This is a genomic window from Oribacterium sp. WCC10, from assembly GCF_900113415.1.
Classification (GTDB): Bacteria; Bacillota; Clostridia; order Lachnospirales; family Lachnospiraceae; genus Oribacterium.
Genome location: NZ_FOPH01000001.1, coordinates 68,749 through 83,242, shown reverse-complemented (window position 1 = coordinate 83,242; position 14,494 = coordinate 68,749). Strand labels below are relative to the sequence as shown.

General features: G+C 42.8%; 13 protein-coding genes. 2 read left to right on the top strand and 11 right to left on the bottom strand.

Annotated features, from left to right (window positions below; translation table 11 throughout):
- Positions 1-19: 19 nt before the first annotated feature.
- The 6 genes from BM294_RS00300 to BM294_RS16660 form a co-directional block, all read right to left on the bottom strand.
- Positions 20-1,801, bottom strand: coding sequence for an ABC transporter ATP-binding protein (locus tag BM294_RS00300; RefSeq protein ID WP_139225823.1), 1,782 nt, complete (start codon positions 1,799-1,801; stop codon positions 20-22).
- Positions 1,801-3,777: an ABC transporter ATP-binding protein gene (locus tag BM294_RS00295; protein WP_091203842.1), complete on the bottom strand. Its 1,977-nt coding sequence runs from the start codon at positions 3,775-3,777 to the stop codon at positions 1,801-1,803. Before BM294_RS00295 ends, BM294_RS00300 begins: the two co-directional genes overlap by 1 nt.
- 324 nt (positions 3,778-4,101) lie before the next feature.
- On the bottom strand, positions 4,102-4,188 hold the full coding sequence (locus tag BM294_RS16760; protein WP_442950770.1) for a putative holin-like toxin: 87 nt from the start codon (positions 4,186-4,188) through the stop codon (positions 4,102-4,104).
- Positions 4,189-4,328: 140 nt separating this feature from the next.
- Positions 4,329-5,330, bottom strand: a complete 1,002-nt coding sequence (locus BM294_RS00290; protein ID WP_091203841.1) for a hypothetical protein — start codon at positions 5,328-5,330, stop codon at positions 4,329-4,331.
- Positions 5,331-5,373: 43 nt separating this feature from the next.
- Positions 5,374-6,120 (bottom strand): hypothetical protein, encoded by a 747-nt coding sequence (locus BM294_RS00285; protein WP_175494372.1) that lies wholly within the window; start codon positions 6,118-6,120, stop codon positions 5,374-5,376.
- A gap of 93 nt (positions 6,121-6,213) precedes the next feature.
- Complete coding sequence (locus BM294_RS16660; RefSeq protein ID WP_091203838.1) at positions 6,214-6,366, bottom strand: CAP domain-containing protein; 153 nt, start codon at positions 6,364-6,366, stop codon at positions 6,214-6,216.
- Positions 6,367-6,662: 296 nt separating this feature from the next.
- Between BM294_RS16660 and BM294_RS00275 the strand changes: the two genes are divergently transcribed.
- Both BM294_RS00275 and BM294_RS16755 read left to right on the top strand, forming a co-directional pair.
- On the top strand, positions 6,663-7,544 hold the full coding sequence (locus tag BM294_RS00275; RefSeq protein WP_091203836.1) for a KilA-N domain-containing protein: 882 nt from the start codon (positions 6,663-6,665) through the stop codon (positions 7,542-7,544).
- On the top strand, positions 7,534-7,713 hold the full coding sequence (locus BM294_RS16755; RefSeq protein ID WP_091203835.1) for a helix-turn-helix domain-containing protein: 180 nt from the start codon (positions 7,534-7,536) through the stop codon (positions 7,711-7,713). Before BM294_RS00275 ends, BM294_RS16755 begins: the two co-directional genes overlap by 11 nt.
- A 181-nt stretch (positions 7,714-7,894) precedes the next feature.
- Here the strand turns inward: BM294_RS16755 and BM294_RS00265 are convergent, their stop codons facing one another.
- The 5 genes from BM294_RS00265 to BM294_RS00245 all read right to left on the bottom strand — a co-directional run bounded on the left by BM294_RS00265 (position 7,895) and on the right by BM294_RS00245 (position 14,489).
- Entirely contained in the window at positions 7,895-8,170 is a 276-nt protein-coding gene (locus BM294_RS00265; RefSeq protein ID WP_091203833.1) for a helix-turn-helix domain-containing protein, read from the bottom strand.
- Positions 8,171-8,603: 433 nt separating this feature from the next.
- Positions 8,604-10,097 carry a peptidoglycan D,D-transpeptidase FtsI family protein gene (locus tag BM294_RS00260; RefSeq protein WP_091203832.1) on the bottom strand — a complete coding sequence of 498 codons (1,494 nt, stop codon included), beginning with the start codon at positions 10,095-10,097 and terminating at the stop codon, positions 8,604-8,606.
- 224 nt (positions 10,098-10,321) lie between these two features.
- The gene (locus BM294_RS00255; protein ID WP_091203830.1) at positions 10,322-11,800 is read right to left on the bottom strand and encodes an FtsW/RodA/SpoVE family cell cycle protein; all 1,479 of its coding nucleotides are present in this window, start codon (positions 11,798-11,800) and stop codon (positions 10,322-10,324) included.
- Positions 11,801-11,824: 24 nt separating this feature from the next.
- The gene (locus BM294_RS00250; RefSeq protein ID WP_091203829.1) at positions 11,825-13,090 is read right to left on the bottom strand and encodes a U32 family peptidase; all 1,266 of its coding nucleotides are present in this window, start codon (positions 13,088-13,090) and stop codon (positions 11,825-11,827) included.
- Positions 13,056-14,489: a peptidase U32 family protein gene (locus BM294_RS00245; protein ID WP_091203827.1), complete on the bottom strand. Its 1,434-nt coding sequence runs from the start codon at positions 14,487-14,489 to the stop codon at positions 13,056-13,058. The genes BM294_RS00250 and BM294_RS00245 overlap by 35 nt, the downstream gene beginning before the upstream one ends.
- Positions 14,490-14,494 lie beyond the last annotated feature (5 nt).

Below are 14,494 nucleotides of genomic sequence, written 5' to 3'. Positions count from 1 at the left end.
TGCAGAAATGCGATTTCCATCAGCTGGCCGCGAACTGGCTGTTATAAAGTGTTGAGTAGAAGCCGCCCTTTGAAAGCAACTCTTCGTGCCTGCCCTGTTCGATGATATTACCATCCTTCAGTACAAGTATAAGGTCGGCATTTCTGATAGTTGAAAGTCTGTGAGCTACGATAAATGTAGTTCTGCCTTCCATCATCCTGTCGAAAGCATGCTGGATATGAAGCTCTGTTCTGGTATCGATGGATGAAGTCGCCTCATCCAGAATAAGCATTGGCGGCAGTCTCAACATAAGTCGTGCAATACAGAGAAGCTGCTTCTGTCCCTGGCTCAGTGAACCGCCGTCCTCGCCGAGTACGGTATCATAACCCTGAGGGAGTCTTCGGATAAATCCGTCGCAATGCGCCTTCTTTGCTGCCTCAACGATTTCCTCCATCGTTGCATCAGGCTTTCCGTAGGCGATATTTCTTCTGATAGTAGTCGCCTTAAGCCATGTCTCCTGAAGCACCATTCCGAAATTGTTACGGAGACTTTCTCTTGTGACTTCACGATTGTCAAATCCGTCTACCTTGATTCCGCCCTCATCAGGCTCATAGAATCTCATGAGAAGATTGATAAGTGTTGACTTTCCGCATCCTGTCGGACCTACGATGGCTACCGTCTCACCCGGATTTACGTGAATGTTTATATCGGTAAGAAGTTTCTTAGTCTTATCATATGAGAACCAAAGGTGATCAATATCGATTTTTCCTTCAAGCTCTTCTCCGTTCCCTCCGAGCACCACTGCATCCTTTGCATCCGGAACCATCGGTTCTTCATCGATGATTTCAAAAACTCTGGCTGCAGAGGCAATGGCGTTCTGAAGTTCTGTTACGACTCCGGAAATTTCATTAAACGGTTTCGTATACTGGTTGGCATAGCTCAGGAATGACACCAGCTCACCTACAGTGATAAGCGTTTTGATAGCCATAAATGCACCGCTGACACCAACTGCTGCATAAACGATATTGTTCACGCATCTTGTTGCGGGATTGACCAGTGAGGAAACGAAAACTGCCTTGAAACTGTAGTCTGATAATGTTTCGTTGATATCCTCGAACTGTTCCTGTGCCTTTTTCTCATGAGAAAACGCCTTGACAACCTTAAGATTTCCAAGCATCTCCTCAGTAAATGCAGTGATATTTCCTCTGCTCTCCGACTGGCGCTTAAACAGCGAATATGTATGCTTTGCAATGGCACTTGCCACCATGAAACTGAGCGGAGTCAAAACTATAACAAGCACCGTAATAACAGGCTCAATGTAAAACATGAATCCGAGGGTTCCAAGTATGGTCAGCACACCTGTGAAAAGCTGTGTGAACCCCATAAGGAGTCCCTGGGAGAACTGGTCGATATCGGTAATGATACGGCTTGTCAGGTCTCCTGCCGGATGCTTGTCAAGATAGCTTATGGGTAGCTTCTCCACATGATTGAATGCTTTGGTACGTATATCTTCAACCACTCTGAATGTCACTATATTGTTGATATGGTTCATGAACCACTGGGCAAGAGCCGTCATCACAATCAAAATCGCCATCAGCTTCAGGGTCTCGAACAGTTTCTCCCAGTCGATGTCGCCCTTTCCTACGATTGTATCCACCGCTCTGCCGGTAAGGATAGGAAGATACAATGTCAACACTACCGTTACCGCTGCAAGAATGATCGAGCATATAACGAGATGAAGATACTTCTTAATATACTTAAGGATGCGGGCGATGGTCTGCTGATCCGCCTTGGTCATCTTTCTTGGTTTTCCCTTTGCCATCACTTTGCCTCCTTTCCGTTTTTCTCCAATGCTCCTGCCTCTCCGGCAATCACACCGATCTCAGTTGAATCTCCCGTCCGGGCTTCTGCATTGGCAGCATTCGCAGAACCCTTTTCAGAACCAGCCGCAGAACTTTCTGCTTCATCCTTGTTAAGCTGTGAGAGACAAATCTCCTTGTATACTTCGCATGATGCAAAAAGTTCATTATGAGTTCCTATGCCGGCAACCTTACCGTCATCGAGAACGATTATTTTGTCAGAATTACGTACAGTTGACACTCTCTGAGATATGATGAATACAGTCATATTCTCAGTGTCACGCTTTATGGCTGAACGAAGCGCAGCATCTGTCGCAAAGTCAAGAGCCGATGCAGAGTCATCAAGAATAAGTATTTCCGGTTTACGGATAATCGCTCTCGCTATGGCAAGTCTCTGCTTCTGACCGCCGGAGAAGTTTCGTCCCTCCTGTTCAACTTTAAGCTCGAGTCCTTCACCCTTTTGTGCTACAAAGTCATATGCCTGAGCGGTTTTAAGCGCAGCGTAGATTTCTTCATCAGTGGCATCTTCCTTACCCCACTGCATATTTTCTCTGAGAGTACCTCTGAAAAGAACACTTCTCTGAGGAACGATACCGATCTTCTTTCGGAGTTCTTCGATTCCGTACTCCTTAACCGGCTTTCCTTCTACATCTACCTCTCCCTTTGTCACATCGTAGAATCTGGGGATAAGGTTTATCAATGTAGACTTACCTGCACCTGTACCTCCGATAACGCCGACGGTCTCACCCTGCATAGCTTCAAATGTGATATCGGATAATGCCGGGTCTGCACCCTCAGTATATGCGAAGAAAACATTTTTAAAAGATACTTTGGAAATGTTTCCGGACTTATAGATTGATGTTCCACTGTCCAACGTCGCATCTGCTGCGACCTGACGGATTGTCATACTATCAGCTGAATTACGTCCGTCGGAATCCAGTGTATTTTCAGAAATCACCTCACTTCCGACAGAAACATTACCCGACTCCTGAACGCTCGGTTTAATGCTGAATACACCGTCGATACGATTCATACTTGCCATGGCACGTGTTATCTGGATGACAAGGTTTGCAAGCTTGATAAGCTCAACAAGTATCTGTGACATGTAGTTTACAAGCGCAACAAGACCGCCCTGTGTGAGGCTTCCGGCATATACAAACATGGCACCGCGGTTAATCAGATATACGATGGCGATGTTAATGATCACATAGGTCACAGGATTGAGGAGTGCTGAAATACGTCCTACGCTAACCTGCATCTCAGTAAGTCTGTCGTTCTCTCTCTTGAACTGCTCGATCTCCGAGTTCTGACGATTGAAAGCACGGACAACTCTCACACCGAGAAGATTCTCGCGGGTTGTCTTCATTATCTTATCGAGCTGTGACTGATTGTTCTTGTACATCGGCGCAGTTGTCAGGATGATACCGAAAACAACGACGAAAAGCACAATTATGGTGAATGTAAAAATCAGTCCGGCTCTTATGTTGATGGTGAATGCCAGAATCATGGCACCGAATACGATGAACGGCGATCTCATAAAGAGACGAAGGGCCATGTTTACGCCGCTTTCTACAGCATTGATATCAGAGGTCATCCTGGTGATAAGTGTACTGGTTCCAAGTGCATCGATGTCTCTGTAGGAAAGGGTGTTAATGTGTCTGAACAGATCATTTCTGAGACCTTTACCGGTATGAATAGCAACCTTTGCAGCAAAGAACTGAGCTGTGAATGAACATGTAAGACCTATGGCTGCCAGCACAAGCAGCAGTCCTCCCATTCGAAATACATACCCCAGGTCATTGTTATGTATACCTTTATCGATCATGCTGGAAATGACCATAGGTACCAAAAGGTCAAAGCAGGCTTCCAGACACTTGAATAGCGGCGCCAGAACTGCTTTGACCTTGTATTCTTTTATGTATGATAACAGTCTCTTCACGAACTACCTCCTGAGCTTTGGTTTCTGTTTTCGCAGGCGGGTCTCTATCTTTATATAGAAGAAACTTGCCTATAACAAAAAACAGGTCTGCCGCGGCAATCACCGCAGCAGACCTATTATAAACCCTTTGTCAAGGTATGTCAGTTTACGCTGTTTATATATAATCCGTCAATATGATTCACTGTCTGAATCTTACAAACCGTATTGACTGAAAAAAAAGATGATGTTAATATACTAATTGAAAAGAAGTGCTACCGGTAGACGGTTAGCCCTTACTTAAGTTGTTGAATAGTAACCGCTCAAGTTTTCTAGGCTTTGGGGCGGTTACTTTTTGTTTGCAATCTTATATACAAGACCGATGATAGCAACGATCAAAATTCCAAATTGGAATAATTCACCATAAGTTACCATAATATCCCTCCTTTCTGGAGGGCCTTACAAATCCCTCCGGGTGGAGGGCCAACCGCCTACCGTGTGTACTGGTAGCACGGCCTTAATTATAGCAAACACACGTTCTTTGGTCAATCATCAGCACCTTTTAATCAGTCAGGTTAATCCGTATAATTTCCCCATATCGATTCATATTTTTCATAGTCCAAACCATCTCCATCAGAAGGTATTGAAACCTTATTTAAAGGCAACGTGAAATAACCATTTGATATTTTCGCATAAGTACTATCACAATAAGATTGACTCCTGCTGTCACTTTGAAATATTATCTTATCACCGATGGCTGAATATGTCCCATACGAAATTAATTGTCGGTTTCCCGGATAAGTGAGACAGATATAAAAATGTCCATCAGGATATAAATCCACTTCAAGCTCACTGTTACCAAGCTCTTTTCCTTTGTATCTTCCAACAACTGCTGAATTTATAGATGATTGGTCCTGAGTAGAAGTAATCTTATAGAAGTAAAAGCTACTACCCAGAAAATCATCTCTGTCAAACACCAACAAATTCTGATCAGGATAGACTGAAATCTTTTTAACGCCTACTATATCATCATTTATGAGAATAGTTGCGGTGTAATTATATGATGAATCACTATCTCTGGTATAAACATCATAAAATCCATCAGTATAAACGTCCATCACCCTATCTTTTGTATATGTAGTAGTTACTTTTATATGATTTTCATCTATTGATTGTATAGTTAATAAAGACTCATTTCCTTTTTTCTTTTCCCCTTGATAGTCTATCTGGTACTGACATTCATACGTTCCATCTATCCATGACTTAATACCTTGTATCGTTGAGATCTGTTTAGTCTGAACAACTCCATCCTGAATCCAGGCACCGTTAGAATCAACCTTGGCATCGTCAATCATTGTATTGGTATAGAGATAGCCCTCGGCATCGAAACAATAGCATTCTGCTGTTCCGTCATTGTTGCCGTCAATCCACTGCCAACCTGATGTAGCATACGTTCCGTCATCATTAAGATAATACCAGCCGTTGGAATCCTTTCCCCAGCTTCCGGCAAAAGAAAATGATGCAATATTACATACTACTCCAGCTGTCGCCAGAAACAGTTTAATTGTATTTTTCATATACCCCTTATAGACACTAACTCTTACAAAAAACCTATTTGTTTTATTCCTTTACCATAGTCCAATATGTATCGTACCCGCCATCTCCTTCCCAATGGTTATGTATCACAAAAGAATCACCGGTTATATTAGAAATGGAATCAATATTAAATTCAGGATCACCATAGTAACTTGCGTTTCGATCGTAGGCATTACCGTATGTGTTAGAGATACTATATGTACCATCAGATTTACGAGTAAATGTGCCTTTCATTTTAAGAGGATGACTAGTCACATAGCCATTGTAGACCGTCGCATCGTAAAATTCGAAATTAAGCTTATTCTCATTACCGGATAAAATTATGTATTCATATTTATTTTCATCGAGATTTGTTCTTCCCCTTTCGATGTGATTGGAATCATATGCAATACTCCAATCACAATAACCTGATTTAAGGTAATAAGTTCCTGGCTGCAAGCGCCCCGTAATACTATTGTTATTGGAAGAACTATTTGAATTAATCGATTGATGCAATATTGAATTGTCAGATTTAGGAGTATTCTTAGTCTTAACAACTCCATCCTGAATCCAGGCACCGTTAGAATCAACCTTGGCATCGTCAATCATTGTATTGGTATAGAGATAGCCCTCGGCATCGAAACAATAGCATTCTGCTGTTCCGTCATTGTTGCCGTCAATCCACTGCCAACCTGATGTAGCATACGTTCCGTCATCATTAAGATAATACCAGCCGTTGGAATCCTTTCCCCAGCTTCCGGCAAAAGATAAAGATGATATAGCGAAAACCATACCGCCAACTGCCATTAACATTTTTTTACAAATATTCATTCCATACCTCTTATTTTTTGTAAACCACTAATTTAAAAACTAATCTTGGACCAATTAATTGGAAAATAGCTGAACCCAGTACCTTTCACCATGATCCTCATACATTCCTACACCGATCTTTGTGTATTCCGGTAATAGCATATTCTTCCTATGCCCATGTGAGTTGTACCATGCATTTGTAGCATGTAAAACAGTTTTCTGCTGTATTGTCCATCATTCTAGCCATAGCAAAATGTCGGGCTTTCAAATTCAACGAACAAAACAAAATCAGGATAATCGCCTACATTGGTGATTATCCTGCCTTAGAAGACAATAATCTAAATTTAATTTTTAGACAAAGAGATTTATTATGATGATATCCGAAATAGTAACCGCTCAAGTTTCTCAATTTGAATAATGTGTCCATCCGATATCTGCAGCTGCCCAGATTTACCATAACGCTTGAATGAACTATATCAATGGTATATAATTATGTATCATTGATATATACAGAGGTGAAATGAATGGCACAAAAATCAAAGATTAATGCCAGTGGTGTTGAAATAAGTGTTATTGATATCACTGATTCCGATAATAGCTATATCAGCCTTACAGATATAGCTAAATACAAGAATTCCGAAGACCCAAGGGTCGTTATTACTAATTGGATGAGTTCTTATTCGACAATTGATTTTCTTGCAGTCTGGGAAGAAATTCATAATCTGGAAGATTTTAACCGATTGGAATTCCAATCGGTTAGAAACGAACGAGGAAGACTCATTATGACTCCAAAGCAATGGATTGAAAGAATGCAGGCTAAGGGGATAAAATCGAAAGCAGGTAAATACGGTGGAACATATGCTCACTCTGACATCGCTTTTGAGTTTGCTTCCTGGATTTCTCCGGAGTTCAAGCTTTATATAATCAAAGATTATCAGCGGCTGAAGAAAGATGAAGCTGAAAGAAAAGCTATTGGTTGGGACGAAAAAAGAGCTCTTACAAAACTGAATTATCACATCCATACAGATGCCGTTCAAACATATCTGATTACAGACGAATTAACAAGCGAAGAAAAGACGTACACATTTGCGAATGAGGCCGATCTTTTAAATGTTGCGCTCTTTGGTAAACGCGCAACAGATTGGCGAAAAGAACATCCAGAAGAGGCGAAAAAAGGCGAGAACATAAGGGATTATGCGTCCGCCGAGGAACTGATAGTCCTTATTAATCTTGAAAACTTTAATGCAGAATGGATTTCTCAGGGGTTAACTCAACAGGAAAGACTGCAAAAATTACGTTCGGTAGCATTTAGACAGACGGAAATCCTTCAAAAAAATGCTGCTAAAAGAAAACTTGGAAATGTAAATCCAAATCTTTTAAAAGGCGGTGATCCAAATGCTGATTAAGGAATTACGAAAAATCACCGGATTGTCGCAGGCTGCATTTGCGAAAAAATTTCGTATACCTTTGGGAACACTATCCCATTGGGAACAGGGAGTCAGGACTCCCCCAGACTATGTTATATATATGATGTCAAGAATTATATATATGGAACGCGAGCAGTATAAAAAATAATTGAACCTGCCATGTAACCATCTTGATTAAATATCTCATGTCCACATTTTAAATTAATCACAACCACCCGTCAAACGGGTGGTTTGCTCTGAGGCTATAAGCCTCTGATTACTCAGCCGGCGTCTCAAGGCGCTGGCTTTCACTTTGTTCAAGCCACTATGCGTTTGACTCGTCGAGCGTTTTATTTGCTTTCATTTATAACCTCCTCGATACTGTTATACACTGGCTTGGTAAATAATTCGTTTATTTCATTCACGAGACCTAATTCCATTGTCAGCTTCACGAATGATTCCAACGATATCTGCCCGCTACTCTCGAATTTTCTCAACGTGGCATAACTCACATTACTTCTTCCGGCCAATTGTTTTTGGGTAAGTTTTTTTCTCTTCCTTATATTTTTCATCCTTGATGCCAGTCTTTTGGTCACATCTGAAGGCAAATCCCATAAATAATCCATCTATGCGCTCCTTTAGAAACAGTTTTGAGATATTGCTATTATTATAGCATTTTCTTGGGATTTTATCATCAAATTGCTATTATAGTATCATGATGTGAGTGTCAAAAGTATTTGCCACTCACTTATGATGCGCAGGACGCACACATTCGTGTGCATAGAGCAGGAATCCTTACAGATTCCTTTGAAGCGCTCAAAGCCGCGTGGCTCCTTCGATTAAAAATCGAAGGCAGTTGTGCTACTGAGCACTCATAACTCACGTCCTTTTGCTGTGCAAAACGACTACGTTATTCGTGTTCGGGCGGGTCATAAAGTCTCAAATCATCGTGCAATCACGTGATTTGGTACTTTTGACCCTTGCATCGTATCATTTTAAAAAAATCGTTATAATTAAAAAACTGCCACCAGATCAACTGATCTGATGGCAGCAAATATATCATCTCTCATTTATCCAGTAGTCAAAAACTTCCTTTGCCACCGGTACAGCTGTTCTTCCGCCGGTCTCGCCTTCCTCTACAACTACACAGACTGCAATTTCCGGATCGTTATACGGTGCAAATCCTGTGAACCAGGCATTGGTGATGGTTTCGCCGTTTTTCACCACTTCCGCGGAACCGGTCTTTCCGGCTGCCTCATACTCAGCATCTCTCAGCTTTGACGCGGTACCTTCGCTTACAACCGAGCGCATGAAAGAACCGAGGATAGTAGCTTCACTTTCCGTCATCAGCTGTTCTGTTTCAGTGTCATCAAAGACTTTAACAACATTACCCTCTGCCGACTGAACCTGCTTGAGAAGCTTCGGTTTCGCCAGAACTCCCTTGTTGGCAATAGCCGATGCAAGGATAACTTCGTGAAGCGGACTCATCATGGTTTCACCCTGTCCGATGGCTGTCTGCATCATGGTCCATGTACCTGAACTCTCAGTAACATTGAACCTGCTTTTACTTGATGACACCGCTATAGGCAGCTCCTGATTAAACAAAAGCTTCTCCGCTGTCTCTGCAAGCCTGCTCTTATCTATAACCGTTCCGATCTTTGCAAATGCCGAATTACAAGAATATGTAAACGCCGCCTTAAGATCCTCAGAGCCGTGAACCTCACCGCTGTAGCAGTGAACCACGTAATCGGAGTTTTCTTCGTCATGATAAGCCCCGTTACAATGGAACTCAAAGTTCTGATAATCATTGGGATGCTCACGAATATACTCAAGGGCCATGACTATCTTGAAGGTCGAACCGGGCGCATACAGTCCCTGAGTACATCTGTTCAGGAGCGGTGCTTCATCACTTCTTTCATTTACGATATAGTCCCAGTCCTGAACGACCGAGTTTGGATCGTAACTTGGCTTTGAAGCCATAGCCAGCACCTCTCCGGTTTTCGGATTCACCGCAATGACCGCACCGTTATGCTCGCCCAGTGCCTCGTAAGCCACCTTTTGAAGACCGGCATCCAAAGTCGTGATAACATTGTCTCCCTGACTCTTTGTCTCAGTTATCTCATTCACCACCTGAACAACAGGATTGGAATTGGACTCCATGAGATAGAAATTAGCCAGAGCCTCAACTCCGGTTTTGCCCTTTGTCGAGTATCCTACCGCCTGTGCAAATGTTTCTCCGAAGGGATACTCTCTGGTCTCCGTGTATGCTCCGTCAGGATTGTCACTTCCATCAGAATTCTTTCTGGTATCGCTGACATTGGTCCTTGCCAGAACCTGTCCGTCCGAAGATATTATGGCGCCTCTAACGAATCTGTTATTGAAAACCTCCATTCGCGGGTTGTAGGCATTACCCATAAGGTCCCCTGATCCCCAGCCAATGAAATAAATCATATAGCCGATCATGGCAAAAAACAAAAGCGAAAAGAAGTACACGAATCCGATAATGTTTTTATTTGATTTTCTTGCTCCCGAACGGGAATTCCTGTTTGCCATCTATTTTGTCACCTGTTAATAAACGCATTTTTCCTGTTGATTTCCGAAAACACTCAGAGGCATATGACTGATCAGGCACAAAAGCCTGAGACAGTCGTGCTTTTCATCATGTCAGCAGAAAGGATATCGCGAAAACTTCCGCAAAAGTCCGGCATATAACGCGGTCTTGTTTAACTGTTCCATTCGCCTCTTGCCACTCTAATACTCACATGACATAAGCATGATTATATCCCGAGGTCTTCAACGGTGATCTTCTCGCCACTGTACCGTGGATCATCGTCGTATTCATCAGAATAATCCTCATCATATTCATCGGCATTGTATTCATCATCATAGTATTCATCATCTGCGTCATCAAGTTCGGACGAAACATCATTGAGAACTGCGATTTCATCCTCTTCATCTTCATTACCCTGAATGATATAGAGTGCCTGAATCAACGAAAAGACCATAAATGCAGACACCAGAGACGATCCACCGTAACTCATAAACGGAAGTGTGACTCCGGTTGAAGGAATAAACTTTATCGCTCCTCCGATAGTCAGGAAAACCTGCACTATATACTCTATCGCAAGCCCCACGGATACATATTTATAGAAGTTATCTTCCATATATGTGGCTATGACCATCATCTGTATGAAGCAGCCAAGGCATACCAGCGTGATACATATCGCCGTCAATGCCCCCATCTCTTCCGAAATCGCAGAAATAATGAAATCCTTCTCAACGATAGGTATCTTGTTCGGCAATCCCTGATACAGTCCAAGTCCCATGAATCCGCCGGTTCCTATAGCAAAGAGCGACTGGGTTATCTGATATCCCTTATTGTCAATATCCGCCCACGGATCCATCCATGCAAAGACTCTCGTCTTCACATGATCGAAGGCAAAATAGGAAAATACCGCAGCCATGATCATGCCGGCATTACCCAGGAACAGATATAAAAGATTGTTTGTAGAGATGTAAAGCATCACAAGATATGCGAGGAAAAATATCAGCGCCGACCCAAGATCCTTACATAAAACCAGTATCAGCATATGAAGTCCCGCAACCATAGTTGTTATGCAAATATCTCTGAAGTTCCCGGCCTGACTCAGCATACCTGCTGTGGCAAGCACAAAAGTTATCTTAACAACTTCCGAAGCCTGAAATGTCATGCCACCGATAGAGATGGACATCTTGGCTCCATAACTGGTGGCACCAATGATAAGGACTATTCCCTGCATCAGGATACCTGCTGCGGCAAAGACATACCTCCACCTGACAAGATCCCACACCTTGTCAATGATATACGGGATCACCATCGTCATGGCAGCCGCGCCAACCATTATCACAAACTGCTTGAGCGCCTTTGTCATATCAAGACGCTCAAGAGTTATGAGTCCATATGCCATAAAAAATACGGTATTGTTTAAAAGAAGTCGATTGATATTACGATATATACGCATCGAAAAAAACGTATACAAGAGGAAAAAGACCAGCTGCGCTCCGTAGAAAAACAGGGCACTTATCTCCCCGGTTTTCACATAGATAGCAACATTCATCAGAAAATGTGCAAGCAGAACGATGCGAAACTGCCAGTCACACAGCGGATTCGCATCTTCCTGATCAGGTATGGACAGAAATCTGAAATTACAATATGTATACAGAACTATCAGCACCAACTGAATATACTTTGCAGCTGTAATATATAAATTGATCATAGTAAAAAAATTCGCGTCCTAACTTTACTCGATTCCGTGACGAAAATGACCTCTGGTCATATTTTCAGGTATCGCTCCGGAAAGAATCTTAAGCACCTCTTCACCTGACTCTACCGAAAAGTCATAGCGCACACTCTCCGGTTCCAGTCTACGGATTTCATCCTCCAGGTCATATAACAGTAACGGCTCTGCATTAAAAATCTGATTGTAGCAGTACTTGCAGTAGCAACGTACCGGCATATTCTTCTGCATACGATCCCGTAAAACCAGGAATCTGTTCTGATGATCACATCTGTCCGAAGTTCTCTGGATACAGTTAGCGCTTACCATCATCGGAAGGTGACCGTACACCAGCATCTCATAAGGTATTTCGGAAGTGTCTCCTTCCTCTGAAGCCGCTCTGACAGAAGCTCTGAGATTCAGACATTCGCGATATGTAAGCTCTATAGGATATGTAAGCTTTTCTGCTCCAAGATCCCTGAGCATGGAAACCGCCTCTTTGTTATATCCATAACAAGTATAATCGAATATACGGCCAATATGGTTTAAACCTTTATTACCAGTTTCTGAATTCTCAAGCTCCGAAACCATCATAGCTTCATCAAAGCTACGGATAAGGAGCGCATCCGGTGCGGCATCCCTGTCTATAAGCTTTTTGATTAAGTTTGCAGAATCGAGCCCGGAATCCGTATCTCTCTCTATACGTCTGAGTCTTAACCCTGCCTTCTTCCCGACTTTGTGTATATTCTCAATTATCTTCGCAAATGCTTCCGACTCAGCATCATCACCTTTTACTGCAGATGACTCCGCCGAAGATCCGCCCTTCGCAGTTTCTCTGATCCCGAAGCATGCTTCATCTATATAGATGAGATTTACTCCCTCATGATGAAGAACAGCATCAAGCTGTTCCTCCGTCTCAACAGAAACCGAAACCCGGAGATTCCAGTCTCCGGCGGAAAGTCCTGTTTCCGTCGCATATCTTTTTTCACGGGGAATATACTTTTTCACAGTGCTGTCATTTCTATTTCCAGACGGCACCACTCCGGACCGTTTCTTATGAAAATCCGAGGCTTCTTGTCTTTTTCCGGAATCAGATCCTCCAAAGGCCCTCTTCTTTCCTTCGGTTCCTCTGGCTGCAGAACGCTTAGCTGACTTTGCACGGCCTGTATCTTCCTTTTTCCCTGATCTTTTACCATTGGAATATGCATTATCCGCAAAATCTTTTCTTACGGAATCCGACTTTCGTACATTTCCTTTATTCTGTTTCGGCGAGTTGTCTCTTCGAGCCACTTAAAATCTCCTCTTCGTACATATCAAGTGCTTTACGCCTAAGCTGATTGAGCTTTCCTACGGGATAAAACGCTGCACCTTCTATCTCTACCTTCACTTCATCAAACGTAAATACAGTTCCGCCTGTCTTTCTGAGTCTTGCTTCCACATCAGCCTCTGACATCGGATGACTTTCAGCCGCTGAAACCACATCATCAGAAACTACTGTCACCATTCTTCCCATACTGTCACTCAATGTAAGAACCGCAGGCGCACCCACTGTCATATTCATGTGAGCATCCAGCGTAAGTGTACGGTTTTTATCGATATATAATTCTTCGATTCTTCCGATCACTTCCTTGTCTACTTCTCGGAATTTCTTCTCTTCGATAGCTATCATATCGGCACCGTTATGCTTCTTCATATAGCTTGTTGTACCGCCTCTGTCGAAGATCTCTCTTAATACTCTAAGATCTTCCGGATCAACACTGTATGTTCTGTCCTTTCTGACACCCACACTTCTTATATCTGTTCCGGAATTATCCAGTCCGAGATAATCAAGGGCCAGATCGAGATATTTCCTGTAAACACTTACCACACCGGCTGTATATACAGGAGACTTCATTCGTCCCTCAATCTTGAAACTGTAGGCTCCGGCTTCGATCAATTCAGGAAGAAGATCTATGGTCTGCATATCCTTCATACTCAGGATGTATCCCTTTTTATGAGTTTCAGTTCTCTCACCATTATTCATAAAAGGAGATTCACCCATTGCGGTTTCACCGCGATTGATGGCTTCATAGCAGAGTCTGCATGTTCCTGCACATCGACCTCTGTTACCGGACCTTCCACCTAAAAGAGATGACATAAAGCAGGCACCCGAGTAGCTGTAGCACATTGCGCCATGGCAAAATACCTCAAGTTCCATACCTGTCTCATCATGAATCCGTTTTATCTCGGAAAGACTGAGTTCTCTGCTGCACACAGCTCTGGTCATACCGAACTTCTGAGCCATACGGGCACCTGCCACACTGGCGATAGTCTGCTGTGTACTTGCATGCACTTCAAGTCCCGGAAACATCTCGTGAATTTCCCTGATAGCACCGAGATCCTGCATTATAAGTCCGTCTACTCCGGCCTCGTAATACGGTTTTATGTATGAAAAAAGCTCTTTAAGTTCTGAATCCTTAAAGAGTATATTTACCGTCATATAAAGTTTTACCGAGAAGAGATGACAGTAACGGATGGCCTCCATCACCATATCTTCCTCCTCGGTCTTAGCTGAATCCGCATACGCGCGGGCACCAAATTTGCGGCCACCCATATATATGGCATCGGCGCCTGCATTAACTGCTGCCACTACAGATTTAAATGAACCTGCCGGTGCCAGCAGCTCCACTCTTTTATCTCTTTTTATCATATAAG

Excerpts from the sequence above, each read along its gene's own strand:
- BM294_RS00245 (WP_091203827.1), bottom strand. The coding sequence starts at position 14,489 with ATGATAAAAAGAGATAAAAGAGTGGAGCTGCTGGCACCGGCAGGTTCA.
- BM294_RS16755 (WP_091203835.1), top strand. The coding sequence starts at position 7,534 with ATGCTGATTAAGGAATTACGAAAAATCACCGGATTGTCGCAGGCTGCA.
- BM294_RS00255 (WP_091203830.1), bottom strand. The coding sequence starts at position 11,800 with ATGATCAATTTATATATTACAGCTGCAAAGTATATTCAGTTGGTGCTG.
- BM294_RS00290 (WP_091203841.1), bottom strand. The coding sequence starts at position 5,330 with ATGAAAAATACAATTAAACTGTTTCTGGCGACAGCTGGAGTAGTATGT.
- BM294_RS00260 (WP_091203832.1), bottom strand. The coding sequence starts at position 10,097 with ATGGCAAACAGGAATTCCCGTTCGGGAGCAAGAAAATCAAATAAAAAC.
- BM294_RS00285 (WP_175494372.1), bottom strand. The coding sequence starts at position 6,120 with ATGGTTTTCGCTATATCATCTTTATCTTTTGCCGGAAGCTGGGGAAAG.
- BM294_RS00300 (WP_139225823.1), bottom strand. The coding sequence starts at position 1,801 with ATGGCAAAGGGAAAACCAAGAAAGATGACCAAGGCGGATCAGCAGACC.
- BM294_RS16760 (WP_442950770.1), bottom strand. The coding sequence starts at position 4,188 with ATGGTAACTTATGGTGAATTATTCCAATTTGGAATTTTGATCGTTGCT.
- BM294_RS00275 (WP_091203836.1), top strand. The coding sequence starts at position 6,663 with ATGGCACAAAAATCAAAGATTAATGCCAGTGGTGTTGAAATAAGTGTT.
- BM294_RS00265 (WP_091203833.1), bottom strand. The coding sequence starts at position 8,170 with ATGGATTATTTATGGGATTTGCCTTCAGATGTGACCAAAAGACTGGCA.